This window comes from Brevibacterium sp. 239c (assembly GCF_900169365.1).
Taxonomy (GTDB): domain Bacteria; phylum Actinomycetota; class Actinomycetes; order Actinomycetales; family Brevibacteriaceae; genus Brevibacterium.
Genome location: NZ_FXZH01000015.1, coordinates 65,450 through 85,452 on the forward strand (window position 1 = coordinate 65,450; position 20,003 = coordinate 85,452).

Annotated in this window: 17 protein-coding genes; 11 read left to right on the forward strand and 6 right to left on the reverse strand. The window is 63.5% G+C overall.

From position 1 onward, the window contains the following. Positions 1-232 precede the first annotated feature (232 nt). The 6 genes from pstS to BSP239C_RS14020 all read right to left on the reverse strand — a co-directional run bounded on the left by pstS (position 233) and on the right by BSP239C_RS14020 (position 7,447). Positions 233-1,336, reverse strand: a complete 1,104-nt coding sequence (pstS, locus tag BSP239C_RS13995) for a phosphate ABC transporter substrate-binding protein PstS (RefSeq protein WP_101573987.1) — start codon at positions 1,334-1,336, stop codon at positions 233-235. Positions 1,337-1,542: 206 nt separating this feature from the next. Continuing rightward, entirely contained in the window at positions 1,543-2,517 is a 975-nt protein-coding gene (locus BSP239C_RS14000) for an NUDIX domain-containing protein (RefSeq protein WP_101573887.1), read from the reverse strand. Further along, complete coding sequence (locus BSP239C_RS14005) at positions 2,514-4,658, reverse strand: RNA degradosome polyphosphate kinase (RefSeq protein ID WP_101573889.1); 2,145 nt, start codon at positions 4,656-4,658, stop codon at positions 2,514-2,516. Before BSP239C_RS14005 ends, BSP239C_RS14000 begins: the two co-directional genes overlap by 4 nt. 2 nt (positions 4,659-4,660) lie before the next feature. Then, on the reverse strand, positions 4,661-5,605 hold the full coding sequence (gene mshD / locus BSP239C_RS14010) for a mycothiol synthase (protein ID WP_101573891.1): 945 nt from the start codon (positions 5,603-5,605) through the stop codon (positions 4,661-4,663). After that, complete coding sequence (locus BSP239C_RS14015; protein ID WP_374701035.1) at positions 5,602-6,534, reverse strand: winged helix-turn-helix domain-containing protein; 933 nt, start codon at positions 6,532-6,534, stop codon at positions 5,602-5,604. The genes mshD and BSP239C_RS14015 overlap by 4 nt, the downstream gene beginning before the upstream one ends. A 109-nt stretch (positions 6,535-6,643) precedes the next feature. Next, positions 6,644-7,447, reverse strand: a complete 804-nt coding sequence (locus BSP239C_RS14020) for a trans-aconitate 2-methyltransferase (protein WP_101573893.1) — start codon at positions 7,445-7,447, stop codon at positions 6,644-6,646. A gap of 222 nt (positions 7,448-7,669) precedes the next feature. On the opposite strand from BSP239C_RS14020, the gene BSP239C_RS14025 reads away from it, so the two are divergent. The 11 genes from BSP239C_RS14025 (at position 7,670) to BSP239C_RS14075 (ending at position 19,930) form a co-directional block, all read left to right on the forward strand. Then, positions 7,670-8,473, forward strand: coding sequence for an ammonia permease (locus tag BSP239C_RS14025; protein ID WP_257930215.1), 804 nt, complete (start codon positions 7,670-7,672; stop codon positions 8,471-8,473). A 216-nt stretch (positions 8,474-8,689) separates the two neighbouring features. After that, positions 8,690-9,289 carry an FABP family protein gene (locus tag BSP239C_RS14030; protein ID WP_101573895.1) on the forward strand — a complete coding sequence of 200 codons (600 nt, stop codon included), beginning with the start codon at positions 8,690-8,692 and terminating at the stop codon, positions 9,287-9,289. A gap of 1 nt (position 9,290) precedes the next feature. Then, complete coding sequence (locus BSP239C_RS14035; protein WP_101573897.1) at positions 9,291-10,529, forward strand: folate-binding protein YgfZ; 1,239 nt, start codon at positions 9,291-9,293, stop codon at positions 10,527-10,529. A 229-nt stretch (positions 10,530-10,758) separates the two neighbouring features. Continuing rightward, positions 10,759-12,123, forward strand: coding sequence for a 4-aminobutyrate--2-oxoglutarate transaminase (gene gabT, locus BSP239C_RS14040; RefSeq protein ID WP_101573899.1), 1,365 nt, complete (start codon positions 10,759-10,761; stop codon positions 12,121-12,123). A gap of 222 nt (positions 12,124-12,345) precedes the next feature. Further along, a complete protein-coding gene (locus tag BSP239C_RS14045) occupies positions 12,346-12,546 on the forward strand; it encodes a hypothetical protein (protein ID WP_101573901.1) in 201 nt (66 codons plus the stop codon). A gap of 184 nt (positions 12,547-12,730) precedes the next feature. Further along, positions 12,731-14,050, forward strand: a complete 1,320-nt coding sequence (locus BSP239C_RS14050) for a sensor histidine kinase (RefSeq protein WP_145997459.1) — start codon at positions 12,731-12,733, stop codon at positions 14,048-14,050. Beyond that, positions 14,047-14,742, forward strand: a complete 696-nt coding sequence (locus BSP239C_RS14055) for a response regulator transcription factor (RefSeq protein ID WP_101573905.1) — start codon at positions 14,047-14,049, stop codon at positions 14,740-14,742. Before BSP239C_RS14050 ends, BSP239C_RS14055 begins: the two co-directional genes overlap by 4 nt. A gap of 8 nt (positions 14,743-14,750) precedes the next feature. Further along, a complete protein-coding gene (locus tag BSP239C_RS14060; protein WP_180959040.1) occupies positions 14,751-15,131 on the forward strand; it encodes a hypothetical protein in 381 nt (126 codons plus the stop codon). 93 nt (positions 15,132-15,224) lie between these two features. Then, on the forward strand, positions 15,225-16,835 hold the full coding sequence (locus BSP239C_RS14065) for a CdaR family transcriptional regulator (protein ID WP_101573909.1): 1,611 nt from the start codon (positions 15,225-15,227) through the stop codon (positions 16,833-16,835). 149 nt (positions 16,836-16,984) lie between these two features. Beyond that, a complete protein-coding gene (locus tag BSP239C_RS14070; RefSeq protein WP_101573911.1) occupies positions 16,985-18,490 on the forward strand; it encodes a diaminopimelate decarboxylase in 1,506 nt (501 codons plus the stop codon). A gap of 87 nt (positions 18,491-18,577) precedes the next feature. Continuing rightward, positions 18,578-19,930 carry an ABC transporter substrate-binding protein gene (locus tag BSP239C_RS14075; RefSeq protein WP_257930216.1) on the forward strand — a complete coding sequence of 451 codons (1,353 nt, stop codon included), beginning with the start codon at positions 18,578-18,580 and terminating at the stop codon, positions 19,928-19,930. Positions 19,931-20,003: the final 73 nt, after the last annotated feature.

The following is a 20,003-nucleotide window of genomic DNA, read 5'->3' on the forward strand; positions in this document are numbered from 1 at the left end:
TCACCGGGACGAACGACGGCTTTGGGCTTCTGGCCCGTGCCGGAATCGGGATGTGAGTCCGGTTCAGGTGCTCCGGCGGGGCCGGACACTGTGGTCTGTGTGCTGGTCGGCACAAGTGCTCCTCATGAAACTTGCGGTGGATCCGGTGGGCAGATCCCTAGGCGCCGAAGAGCGGCGCAGGGTCGCTGCGCCGCTCTTCGACTTATCATTTCTGCAGGTCAGTGGCCAAGAATCAGCCTTCAACCTTGATCGAATCGATGACGGTTTCGATCTGCGAACGCAGGTCGTCCGACAGTGGAGCTGAGCCGGCGGAATCCGCTGCGGACTTCTGTCCTTCTTCGGAGACGACGAACTTCTCCCAGGCCTTGACCATGTCCACGGTCTCCTGGTCCTTGTAGGACGAGCAGACGACGTGGTAGGAGACGAGGACGATCGGGTAGGCGCCCGACTCGGTGGTGTCGCGAGCCAGGTCGAAGGCGAGGTCGCCTTCGCTGCGGCCCTTGACCTTGTCGGAGGCATCGACGACCTTGGACGCGGCATCGGCGGAGAGTTCGACGTATTCGTCGCCGACCTTCACCTTGGCCGTGCTCAGCTTGCCGACCGCCGAGGCGTCGGCGTAGCCGATGGCTCCATCGGTGTCGGAGACGGTCTGCACGACACCGTCGGTGCCCTGTGCGGCTTCACCACCGAAGTCCTTCGGGAAATCTCCGCTGACCTCTGCGTCCCAGTCCTTCTCTGCCGTGGCTTTGAGGTACTCGGCGAAGTTCTCCGTGGTGCCGGAGTCATCGGCACGGTGAACGGCCGTGATCTTCGTGTCGGGCAGTTTGGCATCAGGGTTGTCGGCTTTGATGGCCTTGTCATTCCACTTGCTGATATCGCCCTTGAAGATCTTGGCGATGGTCGAGGGGGCGAGGTTGAGCTCGTCGACGCCCTTGACGTTGAACGTCACTGCGATCGGGGAGATGTAGACCGGGAATTCGTAGGCACCATCGGCGCCGCAGGCTTCCTTGCCCTGCTTGGCCTCGTCGTCGTCGAGGTGGGCGTCGGAACCGGCGAACTGAGCATTTCCGGCTAGGAACTGCTCACGGCCTGCACCCGAACCGTCAGGGGAGTAGTTGACGGTGACGCCGGAGTTCTCTGCGGCGAAATCGGCGGTCCATGCGTCCATCGCGGCCTTCTGCGATGAAGCACCGATGCCGGTGAGGGTGCCCTGCAGGTCGCTGTCGCCACCGCTGCTTGCTTCCTCTCCGGTAGCAGAGGTTCCACCGCATGCCGACAAGGTGAGTGCGCCGGCTGCGAGGATTGCAGCGGATGGTGCCAGGTGCTTCAGCTTCACGAAGATGCCTTTCGAGTATGAGAACACTGTTCGAGCTTGCTCGATCTTTCGTGTCCCACGCTAAGGATCGTGTGTAAAGGCTGGGGAGTGGCTTAGTGAACGGAAGGTGAATGACTCCTGAAGGCTTCACGTCCAGGGGAGTGCTCGGTCACAGGGATACCCGAATTTATGAAAGGATCATTGTCGGAACGACATGAAGGTGCCGTTCAGGAGTCGATCGGGCGGAACCGCTCGAATTCGACGATGCGGGGAACCGGACCCGGACGCACATAGGCGACGAGGACCTCACCGGGTTTGAGATAGGGGTCTTCATGGGGCAGCTTCTCCGCGATGCGCTGGGGGGCGTGCTTCGCATAGATGTCAAGGATCAGCGGCAGGACCGGCCGGTGGGTGCAGTAGATGACCGGTTTGCCCTTCTCCAGCAGCTTCTCGATGTATCGAGCGGTCTTGTCGGGATCCGCGGTGCTCGCCTTCTCACTCAGACACGAGACCTTGCGGATGGACTTCCCGGTCGCCGCGGACAGCGGAGCGAGGGTGGCCATGCAGCGCTTCCAGGGGCTCGAGATCAGTTTCTTCGCCCCCCACGCCGAGAGCAGCCCGGTCAGCGCCATGGCCTGGCGGGTGCCCAAGGCCAGCAGTGGACGCACATGCTCGGTCTCGTGCCATTTCGCTCGGGGAAAGGCCTTCCCGTGGCGGACGAGGATCAGCGGCCAGGCGCGCAGAGCGTCGGTCGAATCGAACTTCTCCAGCGCGTCGAGCTGGTCGCGATCGGCATAGGAGGTCAGTTTCGTCCGCGCCTCAGCGACGGGAAACCATCTGACTTCGTCGACCTCGCGTTTGTTCACTGGTGCGAAGGTGTGCTCGCCCTTGATCTGAGCTGACCAGTAGAAGACCTTCTTCAGGTTCTTCCCGCCGACCATGTATTCGGCGGTCGGCAGGGGCACGCCGAGGCAGATGTCGAGTCCCGTCTCCTCCTTGACCTCGCGGATTGCAGTCTCGGGAAGGGTCTCGCCGGACTCCACCTTGCCCTTGGGCCACGACCAGTCGTTGTAGCGGGGACGGTGGATGAGTGCGACCTCGAGCCCTTCGCCGCCCGTGCGCCAGCACAGAGCACCAGCGGCGAGGACATCGGCGGTGACGCGTGAAGACGCCTGCGCGGAACCGACCGATTTCGGGCTCACTCCTCTTCCCCGATCTGTCGACGCTTGCGATGACGGCGGATGAGCTCCGTCTGGTATTCGGTGAGACGCTTGCCCTGATCGTCGTGGGTGCTGCGCGTCCACTTGCCGTCCCCGGCAAGGTCGAACGCCGAGGTGGTGTCGGCGAAGGCGAGGTCGAAGAGTTCGATGACCTCGGCCTTGTGGTTCGGAGCGATGAGCTCGACGAGGGTTTCGACGCGACGGTCGAGGTTGCGGTGCATCATGTCCGCTGACCCGATGTAGACGATGGGATCGCCGCCGTTGCCGAAGACGAACGCCCTCGAATGTTCCAGGAATCGGCCCAGTACGGACCGGACGGTGATGTTCTCACTCAATCCGGGAATTCCGGGACGCAGAGCGCAGATGCCGCGGACGAAGACCTCGACGTGAACTCCTGCTTTGGAGGCCATGTAGAGGGCATCGATGATCGCCTCGTCGACGATGGAGTTGACCTTGATTCGGATCATGCCAGCACCGCCCGCCTCGGCGATGTCGATCTCCTTGTTGATGAGGTCCATCAGCCCCGAACGGACCCGGGTGGGGGCGACGAGCAGGCGCGAGTACTCGGCACGAGGCGCATAGCCGGAGAGCTGGTTGAATAGCTTCGTCAGGTCATCGGCGACGTTCTTGTCCTTGGTCAGCAGCCCGAAGTCCTCGTAACCGCGCGCGGTCTTCGGATGGTAGTTGCCGGTGCCGACGTGGCAATAGCGTGTCAGACCCTCGGCCTCCTGACGCACGACCAGGGAAAGCTTCGCGTGAGTCTTGAGTCCGACGATTCCGTAGACGACGTGGACACCGGCGCGTTCGAGCTTGCGCGCCCACGTGATGTTGGCCTCCTCGTCGAAGCGGGCCTTGATCTCCACGACCGCGAGCACCTGGATGCCTGCCTGCGCAGCGTCGACGAGGGCATCGATGATCGGGGAGTCCCCGGAGGTGCGGTAGAGGGTCTGTTTGATGGCGAGCACGTTCTTGTCCGCCGCCGCCTGCTCGAGGAAGGCCTGCACGCTCGTCGAGAACGAATCGTAGGGGTGGTGGAGCAGGATGTCACGGTTGCCCACGGCCGCGAAGACGTCGACCTGATCGCTGGACTCACGCAGCGACAGGTCCTTGTTCATCTGCGGGACCATCTTGCGGAAGTGCAGGTCATCGCGCGGGACGTCGGCGATATCGGACATTCCGGAGAGGTCGAGCGGGGTGGGCAGGTGGTAGATCTCAGGCTCGTCGATGCCGAGTTCGTCCTTGAGCATCTCGCGGACCCGGGGGTGGATGTTCTCCGTGATCTCCAAGCGGACGGCTGGTCCGAAGCGACGCCGCAGAAGCTCCTTCTCCAGGGCTTTGAGGAGGTTCTCCGCATCGTCCTCTTCGACCTCGACGTCCTCATTGCGGGTGACGCGGAAGGTCGAGTGATGGATGATCTCCATGCCCTCGAAGAGCGTGCCTAGGTGTTCGGCGATGATGTCCTCGAGCGCGACGAAGCGGGCGGGCACATCGCGACCGACGGGACGATCGGAATTGGCTGCGACGTTGAAGAATCGGGGCAGACGCGGCGGCACCTTGACCCGGGCGAAGAGTTCCTTGCCGGAGTCCTGGTAGCGCAGCAGGACGCCGAGATTGAGCGAGAGTCCAGAGATGTAGGGGAACGGGTGGGCCGGGTCCACTGCGAGCGGGGTGAGGACGGGGAAGACGTGTCCGGCGAAGAACTCGTCGACGCGGGCGCGTTCATTCTCGGTGAGCTCGTCCACCTGGACCTTCGTGATCGACTCCGCATCGAGGCGGGGGCCGATGTCGTCCTTGAGCAGGGCCGCGTGGCGGGTCATGAGGTCGTGGGCGCGGATCCCGATCGCATGCATGACCTGAAGCGGCATCCGGCCGGTGACGCTGGGCACGGCCAGTCCGGTGTTGATGCGGCGTTTGAGACCGGCGACGCGGACCATGAAGAACTCGTCGAGGTTGGTCGCGAAGATAGAGAGGAATCGGACCCGCTCCAGCAGCGGCATATCAGGGTCGGAGGCGAGGTCGAGGACACGCTCGTTGAACGCCAGCCAGCTCAGCTCCCGGTCGAGGAATCGATCCTCTGGCTCCGGCAGACCCAGCTCCGCTCCGGCTGCAGTGATGTCGTACATCGTTACTCCTGATTGCGTTCGGTCGAGGAAGCCGGCGCATAGGACACGTGCGCCACCGCGACATGGAATCCCAGCCGCTCGTACAAGCCTAGCGCCGGTGCATTATCGGACTCGACGTAGAGTTCGATCACGTTCGCGCCGGCGGCGACCATCCTGCGCATTCCCTCGATCGTCAGCGCCTTGCCCACGCCCTTGGCATGGATGCTCGGGTCGACACCGACCACATAGACCTCGCCGAGGCGGCCCTCATCGTCGAAGTCCGTGAGCTTGGTCTGGTGGAATCCGATGACCCGATCATCGCGGATCGCGAGGACCACAGAATCCGGGTCGAAGTCGGATTCCTGGATGATCTCAGCGAAGTCCTCCGGTGTCTGCGAGCCCTGCTCGGGGTGCCAGTCGAAGGCCGCATTGTTGACTCGCCGCCAGCCTTCCTCGTCGCCGGGGGCGAAGGAGCGGATGGTGACGCCGTCGGGGGCCGAGGTCTGCGGCAGGTCCTCAAGGCGAAGACCGGTGTCGGTGCGCATCTGATAGAGCACCCGCTCGCGCCCGAGTCCATGCTTCTTCGCCAGTGCCTGTGCGGCGGGGTGGTCACCGTGCGACCAGCACCAGGAGGTGGGTTCTTCGTCAAGGATCGTCGACAGCAATACCCCGCCCAGGCCGTGGCCGCGGTGTTCGGGGGCGATGAGGAACTCGGCTGCATGTCGGTCCCCCTGGAGGGCGCGGATGCCGAAGCCGATGAGAGTCTCATCCTCGTCATAGATCCGCCATACGCTCGAGGCCGTCTGCGCCGAATGTGCTTCGTCCTCGCCGGTGGCGATGGACAGGAGTCCGCCGGAGATCTCAGCGGACCCATCGGCTGCGCTCACGCGGTCGAGGAAGGCCAGCTCCGCCTCGGCGAGGGGGGCGATCGGGGTTTCGGTCACGGCTCCGCTGGCTTCGATTCTCATACCTTCACGTCCTCCTCGTTCGACTCTGCTTCTGGCTGCTCGTGCTCCGACTCCTGGTCAGCGTCGGCCTCCTGGCCGGTGTCGGACTTCTGGCCGGTGTCAGACTCTGCCCCATCACCGTGCGCGGCCGCGGAATCGGGGCTGAAGCGATAGCCGACGTAGCGGACGGTGTGGATGGCGTTTTCGAAGTCTTTGCCGAGTTTCGCACGCAGGCGGCGGACATGCACATCGACGGTGCGGGTACCGCCGTAGTAGTCATCGCCCCAGACCGCGAGCAGGAGCTCGTCGCGGGTGAAGACACGTTCGGGGTGCATTGCGAAGAATTTCAGCAGGGCGAATTCGCGGTAGGTCAGGTCGAGGCTGCGCGGGCCCAGGTGTGCGGTGAAGGCGGTTTCGTCGATGCGCAGGGCCCCGCTGACGACGATCATGGGTTCGCCCTCGCTCGTCCACGGGCCGCTGGTGTTCCACGACGTTCTCTCGGACCGTGATCCGCCGGTTCCCGCTGTCGACGCGGACCCACCGGGCCCGACTTCCCGCGATGTGACACCGTGTGGCACCTGCGCTGCGTGATGATCACGTGCCAGACGCAGGCGGGCCTCCACCTCGGCGGGGCCGGCAGTGGTGAGGACGATGTCGGACACGTTCCATTTCGCCGAGGCGGTGGCCAGTCCGCCTTCGCTGAGCACGACGATGATCGGGGCGTCGATACGGGCCCGGGCCACCACCTCGGCGATGGCAGGTGCCAGGGACAGGTCGAAGCAGGCATCGGCGACGATGACGTCGGCAGTGATCGACTCGGTGTCAGTCCGGCGCAGCTGATCGATGCTGAGGCGTTGAACCTGATGGCCGAGGTACTGCAGAGATTCCGGGGCCAGGAGGGGGTCGTGCGGGGACGCGGGGCAGATGTGCAGGATTCGCATGTGCTTCATCCACCTCCTCGGATTCGGCGCGGCCGCTGAAGGTGCGGCCTGGGGAAAGTATACCGAGGCTGTCGGGCGGAGGGAGCTGGGTCACGGAGGTGAGGGGCTGCGTATCCGTTCAGGCGGCTGGCTTGCGCCCTGCCGTGTAGGTCAGTGAGAAGATGCGTGCACGGAATTCGGGCTCCGTCAGCATGGTGCGGTACCGCTCCATGTCTTCCATACTCAGCCCAGTGGCCAACAGCGGCACCTCCGCCTGCCTGCTCAGATTTGATTGATACATCGCCCAGGGACCTCCGCCGCGGGCAAGAGGGACGACATGTTCGGCGACGACATCGCTGAGTCCGGCAGCGAACATGGCTGCTTCGGTGCGGTCTGCCCACGAGTAGTCGTGCCCGGCGGCCGGTCCGACCTGCCGATACGCAGCGTCGTTATAGTTGCGCCAGACTTCATGATCGGATTCCTCTGGGGCCACGAGGAGTTCCTCGGCGAGGCCCACATCCGCAAGGACGAGCCAGCCTCCCGGTGCCAGCCCATCGACGAGTGACGCGAATATCTCTTCTCGCGCGGTCAAGTGAGTCAGGACGATTCGCGCGTGGATGAGGTCGAAGGGGCCGGCAGGGACTCCTTCGCGGATGTCGTGTCGACGCGGCTCGACTCCGGGAGTCTTCGGCAGGTGTGTCGTGTCGAGGTCGATTGCCAACACCTGACCGTCGGAGTGCTCGGCGATCATCCTGGCCACGGATCCATTCCCCGCTCCGATCTCCAGCGACCGTGGAGAGGCCGACAGCGGTAGGGAATTCAGGACCGAACGCGTGTGTGCGTCGAAGAGCGCGGACAGTGAGTTGAGCTGCTGCGCTCCCAGGTCCGATCCGTTGTCGAAGAGATAGTGGTCGCCGGATGAGGCCGGTTTCATCGTTGTCATGCTGTCCTCCGTTTGGGCCAAGGAGTTGAACGATTCGGTTGAGCAGTTTCAGTTGTGCAGATTCGGTCAGCGTAGGCGTGGCCGGTGGGCGTGACCAGGCCCGGCCGTGACTCAGGTCGATGCCCGCGTAGGCGGCCTCTCGCGGGCGCCCCGGGCCTCATGGGGGATCGCCGATACTGGCCCAGATCGCGTCGCCGCGGCCGAGTAAGGCACGATAGTGCTGTGATCAGATGGATTCGAGTAGCTGTTGCCCTGGTACTGGCCCTGGCCCTCAGTGCCTCCGTGTACTGGGGCTACACCTTGTTTCTGCTGGCGACGGGGCTCATCGTCTTCGGCGTCGCCTACGGCTGGCCCCGGCTGACGGACTCTCCGCAGCCCCGTGCGACCTCGATCATGCTGTTCCTCTTCGGTGTGGCCGGACTGCTCGCGGCATTCCGCGACAGCACCGCACCCTATCTGGACTGGCTTCCAGTTCTGGCGGGCCTCGGACTGCTGTGGACCTTCGTGCAGAACCTCACTCGAGGCATGGGTGCCTCGGACGCCGTGGCCAACGTCTCGGCGCAGGTCGCGGGCGTGGTCATCGCCCTGTCCGCGAGTACCTGGGTAGCGGCGATCACCGTACCCGGTGAGAAAGAGTCGATCGTGGTGGGACTCGTCTCACTCATCGTCGCCGGCTGTATGACAGCTCTGCCCTGGCCGGCGATCTACACATCTCCGCTGGCGATTGCGATGTCGACCGCGGTCGCTGGGATCCTCTCCGTCCTCATCTTCACCGGCTCTCTCAGCTGGCCCGTGTCGCTGATCCTCGGCGCGATCATGGGGCTGCTGGTGGCCGGAGTCGACCGCATGCTCGGGCTCATCGCCCACAGCCAGTACCAGGCCGTGAGCCTTGAAGTCTCGCAGAACATCGAGTTGAAGAAGAACGTGGAGAAGGCCCGCAGCTTCGCCGTGCAGCTCGCTCTCGGCGCCACCCCCATCGCCCTCGGCGGCGTCGTCGTCTACTCCTTGGAACGCATCGCTCTGTGACCTCGGGCTGACCTTGAGCGGAAGCCGGGCCGACCTCGGGCTGAGGTCTTGGCCTGGGTGCACACTCCGCTGTCAGGAAATGTAGACTGGGAGCATGGAAAACCTTGTCGCTCTCGAAATCGTCTTCACCAGTCTCGTCGGCATTGCCGCACTCGGCGCCCTGGGCGTCGGAGTCAAGGTTGTCACGGCGCTGTTCAAAGACAATCGCTGAACTCAATGATCGAACTTGATTCCTCGGTTCACCCCGAGCTCGTTCCCCTGTCTTGGCTCATCGGTTCGTGGGAAGGCGTCGGAGTCGTCGGCTACGCGGACACCCCCGAGAAGCAGTTCGGGCAGCGCGTCGATTTCACCGCCCACCCCGGAACTCCGTTCCTGCAGTACACCGCGCATGCGTGGCTGCTGAGTGAGGACGGCGAACTGGAGTCGACGCTGACCCTGGAGACAGGGATCTGGCAGCTGGTGCGCCCGCGCGATGCCGGCGACGTGGGCCCCGGAATGCTCATTCCGACCGAGGACCCGCATTTCACCACGGCCGCTGCCGTGGAGACCCTGCGCACGAACGACGACGGATTCGAGATCGAAGCCGAGATCGTCCACCCGCACGGAGTGATGGAACTCTACGCAGGCCACGTCAAGGGACCACGCATCGACCTCTCCACCGATGTCGTCGCCCGGACCAAGACTGCGAAGGAATACACGGCCTCGACCCGCATGTACGGCCTCGTCGGCGGGGAGCTCATGTGGGCCTGGGACATGGCCGCACTGGGTCACGAACTCGCCACGCACTCCTCGGCCCGACTGAAGAAGATCGCCTGACATGATCGACCCCGACTCCGAGAATTCTGCCTCCCAGGTTCCCGACGACGCAGCCAAAGCGTCTGAGGCGGATGCAAACCTGCCTGAGGCGGAAGCCACACAGGCCTGCCCCTCATCACTGAGCCGTCCGCTGAGTTCCACCGCGGTCGTCGGTGAAGGCGTACTGCAGCACACGCCGCTGCACTACGGTTCACCGCTGCGCGAGCAGCGCGCACTATTGGAGAAGGGTGCGATCGTCGACCTGCCTCATCTGCGCATCCTGCGTCTGAGCGGAGCAGATCGCCTCACCTGGTTGAACTCCATCACCACACAGAAACTCGACACTCTCGCTCCGGGCGTCGGCACAGAGACCCTGGTCCTGGACCCGAACGGTCGCATCGAAGGCTGGCTGAAGCTCGTCGACGACGGTGAGACTCTGTGGGCGATCAGCGAACTGCGCACCGACGAAACCCTCGAATTCCTGCGCAAGATGGTCTTCATGATGCGCGTGACGATCGAGGACGTCAGCGACGAATTCCAATGCCTCGGCGCCATCGTCACTCTGCCGGACAGCCTGCCCGTGACCCAGCTGTGGACCGACCCCTGGCCGCACATCGGCACAGGCTCGGCATCGTACGCGCAGGTCGATCTCGGCCTCGAGGTGGCAGGGGAGGATCACCCCGGGCTCGAGACCCAGTTCGTCATCGGCATCATTGCGCGAACGGACCTGCAGGCCACCTCGGCGAACAATTTCACGATGGCTGGCTACGACGCCTGGGAGGCCCTGCGGATTGCCGCCTGGCGCCCCGGTGTGAACGAAGTCGATCACAAATCGCTCGTCGGCGAACTCGATCTGCTGCGTACCTCGGTGCACTTGGCCAAGGGCTGCTACCGCGGCCAGGAGGCCGTGGCGCGCGTGCACAACCTGGGCCAGCCGCCTCGGCGTCTCGTCTTCGTCCATCTCGACGGATCCGGGCACATTCAGCCCGAGGCCGGCACCGAGGTGCTCGCTGAGGTTCGCGGAGCCGAGCGTTCCGTGGGTCAGCTGACCTCGGTTGCTCTGCATTGGGAGCTGGGTCCGATCGGGCTGGCCGTGATCAAACGTAACCTGTCCGTCGAGGCGCCGCTGAGCTTCGACCTCGGCGATGATTCGCCCCCCGTGGCCGGCGCCCAGGAGACGATCGTCGCGACCGTGCGTGAACACGACATCGACCTGCCGAGTCGCAACAAAGACGTCGACATGCGGAATCAGAAGCGCTGAGTTTTTCCCTCAGCTGAAACCGTGGCCGGGTCCACATGAAATCGCAGTCGATCCCGCCACGGTGGTCCTCTGCGGCGGTATGAAGCGGTCCGTGAGCGCATTTGGCACGCTTTCTGAGCAGCACTGAGAGCAACGAATTTCGCATTGCCTGCTTCTGTGATGGACGTGATCTGTTCAGCCTGCGGACGGTAAGTGACAAGTACCGTCGTGAGGCTCTATTGTTCCCGTTATGACAGCTTTGGAAACTGGCGGAGAAGCTCTGCCGCAGGAACGTAAGATCGTGACCGAGATCCCCGGGCCGAAGTCCCGTGAACTCGAGGCTCGCCGCAAGTCGGCAGTGGCCCCTGGAGTCGGTTCCAGCCTGCCCGCCTATGTGGTGGCCGCCGGCGGTGGAATCCTCAAGGACGTCGATGGCAACCAGATCATCGACCTCGGAGCCGGTATCGCCGTGACGACCGCAGGAAACTCGAATCCTCGGGTCGTCAAGGCTGCCGCCGAGCAGCTCGAGTCCTTCACCCACACCTGCTTCATGGTCAACCCGTATGAGGGCTACGTCGAGGTCGCCGAGGCACTCAACCGTCTGACCCCGGGTGATCACGAGAAGCGCTCAATCCTGCTCAACTCCGGCGCCGAGGCTGTCGAGAATGCTGTCAAGATCGCCCGTGTCCACACCGGTCGTGACGCTGTCGTCGTCTTCGACCACGCCTACCATGGCCGCACCAACCTGACCATGTCGATGACTGCGAAGGCCAGCCCCTACAAGGCTGGGTTCGGCCCCTTCGCCGGCGAAGTCTACCGCGCCCCCATGTCCTACCCGTTCCGCGACAACGATGCGGCCGGCACCAAGGTCAGCGGCGAGGATGCGGCCAAACGCGTCATCACCATGATCGAGAAGCAGATCGGCGCCGAGCACGTCGCCGCGATCGTCATCGAACCGATCCAGGGTGAGGGCGGCTTCATCGTTCCAGCAGAGGGCTTCCTGCCCGCGCTGACAGAATTCGCCAAGGAGAAGGGCATCGTCTTCGTTGCTGACGAAGTCCAGGCTGGCTTCGCTCGTACCGGCAAGATGTTCGCCTCCGAATGGGAAGGCATCGTCCCCGACCTCATCACCACTGCCAAGGGCATCGCCGGCGGTCTGCCTCTCTCGGCCGTGACCGGTCGCGCAGAGATCATGGACTCGGTCGGACCGGGTCGCCTCGGCGGTACCTACGGCGGCAACCCAGTTGCCTGTGCGGCGGCACTAGGCGCCATCGCCTCCTATGAGGAAGACGGTCTGGTCGACAACGCAGCCCACATCGGTGAGATCGTCACCGATCGTCTCACCAAGCTGCAGGGCAAGTACCCGGAGGTCGGCGACGTTCGCGGCCGCGGCGCCATGATCGCTGCCGAGTTCGTTCAGCACGACTCGATCGACCCGAACCCTGACCTGGTCAAGAAGATCGCCGACCACTGTGCAAAGAACGGGGTCCTCGTGCTCACCACGGGAACCTTCGGCAATATCCTGCGCTTCCTGCCCCCGCTGACGATCTCCGATGAACTGCTGAACGACGCCTTCGACGTCATCGACGAGGCAATCGCCGCTTCGGTCGGCTGATGCGAGGATGGCCCCGCCTGTCGGGGTCACGTCTGTGAGTTGTGATGGCGGCGTGTCGACCTGTTGTGAGGTCGATACGCCGCCGTTCAACTGTCGTGGCCTCGAAAAAGTTCGGTGCCCATCTCTGAGGCAGAAGGATGTGGACCAAAAATGTCAGGAGCGCAATCTTGTCCACAGGGACAAACATCGGAGTCGATCAGCACAAGACGCGAGGTGAGTGAGGTGCGCGAGGAGGCTCGCCGTTCCTTGCTTCTCACCGGCTTGAGCTACCCGCTCTTCATTGCTGGAATCATCCTGCTGTTCACCGCCATAACAGTGCCAGGGGCCGTTCTGCTCGGCTCCGGAGTCTTCCTCATCGGCATCAACGAGCTGTGCGTCTATATAGCCCGAACAGGGCCAGTTCCACGGGGGATGGACCGGTGACATCAGTTCTCTGGGGAATATGGTGATGTCACCAGCTCCATCGGGGATGGTCCGGGTCATTCACGAGGGGCATGTTGTGGGGAGTGCATTTACAACGCTATCGCGTTCACAGTGAAAGGACATCGCACGTAAGTATGAGATTCTTCGAAGGCGGCAGGATTGCAGGTATAGCACAATAGGCTCCATGACATCAGCGTTAGACGACGGCAACAGGAGCGGAACCGCCCGATTGTGGCAATTACTCCGCGGGCCGCGCTTCGTGGACTTCCCGATCCGACTTCTCGCCCTCATCTTGGGGCTGACAGTGCTGATTCCGGGGTCATTCGAAATCGCTGAACCCCGCTACATGACCCTTCTCATCTGCGCCTATGCTCTGATCATCATCTCCCCATTCCTCCCCTTGGCGACGGTGTTCGTCTCGACCGGGCTGAGTCTCGTGTTCGTCGTGGCCTATCCCGATCTGGAGAACATGTTCCCCGAGGCGCTCATCTTCGCCACGGCAGTGCTGCTCAGCCACCGGCGATGGGTCGGTTCTGCCATCGGCACAGCGGGGCTGGTCATTTATCTCATCACCTGCACCGAGCTGGGAGCCTACGACGGTGGGATTGAGGGATTCGTCGATCTCGGATTCGGCTGGCTCACCTATTCCCTGCTCGGTTTGGCCGCAGGCTTCGTCGAGCTGAGGATCCAACGCGAGATCGGTCGCCGGGAGCGCGCCGCCGTGGAGCACCAGCAGGCCGTGGATTCCTTGCGTGCACGGTTCACCAGCGACATGCACGACACGATCTCGAATTCACTCGCAACAGAGGGCGCGATCATCAAAGCCCTGGCTAGGGGGTCGCAGGATCTCGACGCCAATCGGCAGCTCGCGGAGCTCTCCCTTGTCAACGCGGAAGCGTCGAAGCGTCTGCGTCGTCTCGTCGCTCAACTCAGCGACGGAGATGATCGACGCCCCAGGGTCCGCCTGCAGGCAGAGGCGAAGGCGCTGGCCGCTGCCATTGAGAACGGATGCGCAGCCGGAGGCGTGGCGCTGACGCTCAACGTCGGCAACTTGCCCCGATACGCCTCCCCGGTTCTGGGAGCACACTTCACCGCGATCATGCGCGAGCTGGCGACGAACGTCATCAGGCACGCCCTGCCTGAGACCAAGTCGAGTCTGACCGTTTCAGTTGAGCGTGACGTGACCGGGGAACGTGGTGACACTGAGGCGGCCGTTCTGCGTTTCCGCACCGAGAATGAGGCGGCGGCATTGCTGTCACACTCGCCCCGTTCTCTCAGTCGTCGCGCTCATGCACTGGGCGGAACCTGCACGACAGGGTCCGATCATCAGGGGCGCGTCGTCGTCGAAGTCACCCAGCCACTGAGATTCAACGCCTCGGCCGATGGCGACGAGGTCGACGCGGTCTGCGCGCGCGACGATTTCACCTCGGCGTCGCCATCCACACCGCCTCGCGAAACGAACGCCCACCGTGCTCAATCGACGGCGACGAGCGAGAGAACATGAGCGAATCGGGGGTCCCGGAGGTCGACGACTCACCGGCAGACGAGCTCATCACCGTGCTCATCGTCGACGACGATTCGTGGACGACGAGAGCAGTGGCGGCAGCGCTCGTCGATGACGGCGGGTTCTCAGTTCTCGAACCTCAGCACTCCGGTGACGACGCTGTCGAAGCATTCGACCGTCATCGTCCGGACCTTGTCCTCATGGACGTCAACATGCATCCCGGGATGAGCGGAGTCGATGCGACCAAGGAGATCAGGTCGCTCGACCCAGAAGCTCGGATCGTTCTGCTCACTACGGTCTCGCCCGGGCCGGGCATCACACGTGCACTCGAGGCCGGGGCGATAGCGGCGGTGAATAAGTCCGCGACCGATGTCGAGCTCGTCGGCGTCGCCCGGTCAGCAGCTGCGGGGGAGTCCCCAGCCCTGCTGCGTTCCTTGGCAGAGGACATCATGATCAGCGGTGATATCACCACGGACGTTCATGACGCGGTGCCCGAGCTGACTCGGAGCGAGAAGCTCCTGCTCACACAGATCTGTGAGGGTCTGGACTATGCGGAGATCGCGGAGCAACAGGTCCTCACCATCTACACGGTGAAGTCCCACGCCAGGAACCTGCGCATCAAGTTGGGTGCGAAGAATCTGGCACAGGTCGTCGTCCGCGCCATCCAGTACAAATTCTACGTACCGGAATGACAAAGATGATGGCGAGCAGGAGACACCGAACGGTGCTGTGGGGCCTCATCTCTGCAGGCGCCGGTTGCCTTGTGCTGGTCTTCGGCGCAGTCCTCTTCATCCGGTCCGACCTCGGACAAGATGTGCTCTACGACAACGTGCCCTCACACGCCGGCTGTGAAGAGGTCCCCGCCCAAAGCGTCGTCGAGGACGCGGTCGCAGACTTTCCCACCTTCGATGATTCCTACGCATCTGCGACCAGCCGGTGTTCAGGCGCGATCATCGAAGTGCAGTACGGAAACCATGACACGAGACAGAAGCTGGAGACGTACCTGAACAGGCACGGCGAAAACGATCCGACGAGCGGCTGGTGGTGGCGATCGATCCCCGTCGAACTGCGGAATGTCTGAAGCCCGAGCAGATTCAGCAGATGGTCGGGTCACAGATTCGACAGCTGCTCGGGTCACGCCGTGTGCGGGTGCACTGTTGACTACAGTGGGTATATGAGTGAAACGAATGCCCTGCGCGTCTCCCGCCTGTTGCGTGAGACTGCGGGCTTTCTGCTTCCCCTGACTCAAGCCGAAACCGACGTCGAGGTGACTCGGATCGAGTTCGACCTCGATCTTCGGACCTCGGAAGTCGGTCTGGGAGGAGCCGTCATCCTCGTCACCGAAGCCGTGGACGGTGCGGCCGGACTGAACGCGATCCGCGCACGATTGCACGGAGCCGCGGCACTCATCGTGCCACCTGGAACTCACATCCACCTCGGCGAGCGGACAGACACAACAACCTCGCCGATTCTGCTGGAACGGTCCACGGGCGTGACCTGGTCCGAGGTGCTGGTGCACCTGCGGCAGCTCAACGAAGGTGCCTCCAGTGCTCTGGCCTGGCCCGACGTCGATGATCTCAGCGCCCTGGCCGCGGTCATCGCGGAGCTGACGGGGGCGTCGATCACGATCGAAGACCCGGCCTCACGAGTGCTTGCGCACTCCAATCTCGGCGATGAGATCGATGACATTCGACGCGAGACGATCCTTTCCGGTGCAATCCCCGAGTGGCGCATCGCCGAGCTTGAGGAGTCCGGGTTCCTCGACGTGGTGCGCCGTTCGACCGATGTCGTCGAGAGGCCAGCCGCGGGGGCCACTCCTGCCCGTTCGGTGATCGCGCTGCGCAGCGAGGGCGAGCTGCTCGGTACGATCTGGGCCGCCTACCCGGATGCGGTGGATCCCGCGTCGCTGCGCGAGGTCCTGCGTGACGCTGCCCGCGCGGCGATCCCCGTGATGCTGCGGACCCTGCGACGCTCCCCATTCGAGAAGCGGATCCGTCGGGAGGCCCTCGCCACGATCCTCGGCGGATCACCGGACTTGGGGCCGGCCGCGACCCTGCTCGCTCTGCCCTTCTCCGGGCATTATGCAACCCTGGCCTTCGCCGAGATGGCACCTGAGAAGGAGCCCGTGCTGAGATTTCATCTGCGGGCCGCCTTCGCCGATGCCGTTCTCGCACACGTCGGAACCGACGGACACCTGGCCGTACTCGTGCACATGAGCGCTGGCATGACGGCAGTCGAGATCAAGGAGCACGTCGTCTCGGCCCTGCGCCGGTCCCTGTCTCAGACCGAGCCGCTTCACTTCGGAGTGGGCGCCTCGGTTGAGCGCCTCGACTATGTGCACCGGTCATGGACCGAAGCCGTGTACGTCGTCGACGCGCTGCTGGCTGCAGGGACCAAGAGCGACAACTCCACCCTCGAGGGTTCTGCTTCTGTCTCGGAGACGGATCTGGTGCGCGGGGCGACAGCCGCGGACGTCGCCGCTGAACTTGTCGGGCTCGAAGCCGCCGACGCCCTGCTCTCGGTGGGGCCTCGCATCACCGAGCCTGCGCGGCTGCTGGCCGCCCACGATGCGAGGCATCAAGGGCAGCTGCTCGAGACCCTGCGTGTGTACTTCGCGACCGTCGGCAATTCCGCCGAGGCATCCCGTCGTCTGCATGTGCACACGAATTCCCTGCGGCATCGTCTCAACCGGATCGAGGAGATCACAGGGCTGTCGACGGCAGAGCGTGCCGGACGGCTGTGGCTGGAGCTCGCGGTGCTCGTCTTCGACCGGGAGCAGGGCTGACGCGGAGCAGTTCCGACGCTGATTCGATGTAGAGGCTTCCAGCACTGTGCGCTTCTCACAAGAGGTAACACCGAAGTTTGGCAGATTATTGTCCGTTCGTCCTGGTCCTCACGTTCTATGGTGACAGCACACCACGAACGAAGGACAGCATGCACAGCAACCAGTCGGGGCCATCGGTTCAGGTCATCCGTAATCGAGCGATCAAGGCAATCGCGAACAGCACGGAAGGCCGCGTCCCGCAGCTTGACGATGCGACTCCGGTGATCGGGCTCATCGACCTCGACCAGATCGAAACGGCATACCAGCGTCTGTCCTCTGTGTTCGCCGCCCGGTCCGAGATCCTCCACGCGGTGGCCTGCAAGGCCGTGCCGCTCCAGCCCCTTCTGCGTTTCTATGCGGAGGCGGGTGCGGGCTGTGAAGTCGCCAGTCCAGGTGAACTCGAACTCGCACTGGCCGCAGGCTTCACGCCGGAGACCATCGTCTTCGACTCCCCGGCGAAGACGATGACCGAGCTCAAGCGCGCCGTCTCACTCGGTGTGTCGATGAACATCGACAATTTCGAAGAACTCGAGCGACTCGACGCGATCTTCGATGGGCAGGCCACCTCGGCACCGGCGTCCGACTCCGTCGCCACCTTGGCGAGGGTAGGGGTCCGGATCAATCCGCAGTCGGGCACGGGCACAATCGGTGCCCTGTCCACCGCCACACAGACCTCGAAGTTCGGCATCGGACTGGCCGACCCGGGCGCCCGCGAAGCACTCATCGAGGCCTACCTGGCACGTCCCTGGCTCACCCAGATCCACGTCCACTCGGGCTCTCAGGGCATCGGCCTCGACCAGGCGGCGGCAGGCATCGACGTCGTCGTCGAGTTGGCGAAGGAGGTCAACGCTCGCGCCGCCCAGGTCCACGGACGGGAGCGTCAGATCACCCGCATCGACATCGGCGGGGGGTTGCCCGTGAACTTCGCCGGCGAGGACATCACGCCGACATTCGCCGAATACCGAGCCGTGCTCGAGGAGCAGGTTCCGGACCTGTTCGACTTCGACATCATCACCGAATTCGGGCGTGCACTGCTGGCCAAGGCCGGCACCATCCTCACTCACGTCGAATACGCGAAGACCACTGGTGGCCGGCACATCGCGATGACCCACGCCGGCGTCCAGGTCGCCACCCGCACGGCCTATGCCCCCGCCGACTGGCCGCTGCGTGTCCTCCCCTTCACCCCGGACGGCAATCCCAAATCCGCCGAGGCGGTCCCCACCGATGTCGCAGGCCCCGCCTGCTTTGCCGGTGACCTGCTGGCCCGCGAGCGCATGCTGCCGCGCCTCGACGCCGGTGACATCGTGGCCGTGCCCGACACCGGTGCCTACTACTTCTCCAACCCGTTCTCCTACAACCTGCTGCCGCAGGTGCCGGTATTCGGGTACCGGGTGGGCGCAAGCACGGGCGACGGGGACGTCCACAGCCACCTCGGCGAGAGGGACAGCGACGGGGGCAGTGAACAAGGCGTTGAATTCTCGCTCATCCGGCGCGGCCAGAGCCTCGCCGAGGTCCTCGCCCAGGCAGGGGAGACCCGGCTTCAGCCGTTGATCACCGAAGTGCCGAAAGCGGGTGAGAATGGCGCGAAACGACAGGGCGCGCTTGCTCCGAATTGAGTTCCCGAGAACTTAAGATGAAGTGTGAGCAGTCTCTCACCTGCAACGACCGATAACTGAATCTCCAGATCGAGACAAAGGACAATGATGTTCGCTCAATACAAGCTGCGCAAGCGGCTGGTAACAGGCCTTGCCGGCCTCGCGGCAATGGCGCTGGTCGGCTCTCTTGCCACATCCCCTGCCCAAGCAGAGACCACGGAAGCCACTGACGCTGCTGATGGCGCCAAGGTTCTGCGGATCGCGACAGATGGCTTCATCGATTCGTTCAACCCGTTCACCTCCTTCTACCTGCTGCCGACGAACACGTTCCGGTACATGTACGAGAATCTCGTGAACAACAGTGCCGAAGACGCTCAGGTCACCGAGGGACTCGCCACCGAATGGGACACCGACTCCAAGGGCAAGGTCTGGACGTACAAGATGCGTCCCGACATGAAGTGGTCCGACGGAGAACCGCTCACGGCCAAGGACGTCGCCTGGACCTACAACCAGATGATGAAGAAGGACGAACTGGCGGTGGCCAACGGGGGCCTCGTCGAGAACTTCGACAAGGTCGAGACCCCAGACGATCAGACTGTGGTCATCACACTGAAGAAGCCGCAGTCGAACAACCCCGGCCAGGAGATTCCGGTCGTGCCGGAACACATCTGGTCGAAGGTCGACAAGCCCGGCAAGTTCAAGAACGACAAGAAGTCCGTGGGCTCGGGACCGTTCCAGCTGGAGAGCTACGAGGCGAACAAGTCCGTCACGCTCAAGGCCAACCCGAACTTCTGGCGCGGTGAGCCCAAGATCGATGAGATCCAGTACCGCTACTACACGAACTCCGATGCTCAGGTGCAGGCCATCCGCTCCGGCGAAGTCGACTTCATCACCGGACTGACCCCTGAGCAGTTCAAAGCCGTCGAAGGCGCCGACAACGTCGAGACCAATGTCGGCAACGGTCGCCGGTTCCAGGGAATCTCCATCAACCCGGGCGTCGCAGATGCGAAGAACAACGAGTTCGGAACCGGCAACAAGGCGCTGAAGGACAAGAAGGTCCGCCAGGCCATCCGTGCCGGAATCGACGTTGACACTCTGCGCAAACAGGTCATGCAGGACTACGCTCAGCCGGCCACAAGCTTCATCCCCTCGGTCTACGAGAAGTGGGCACTGCCCGCTGACAATCCGGTGGTTTCCGGATTCGACGTTGAGAAGGCGAAGAAGCTGCTCGACGACGCTGGCTGGAAGGAAGGCTCCGACGGCATCCGCAAGAAGGACGGCAAGAAGCTCGAGCTGCGTTTCCTCACCGACTCAGATGCCACTGTCGAACAGAACACGGCGAAATTCCTCGAACCGTGGATGAAGGACATCGGCATCAAGCTCAAGAACGAAGCCAGCGATGTTGACACCGTGTCGGAGCGCACTACCAAGGGCGACTACGACATGTACTTCTCGGGATAGTCGATCAACCCGGACCCCGATTACCAACTCGGCCTCAACACCTGTGGCCAGCGCCCCGACGCCGACGGCAACG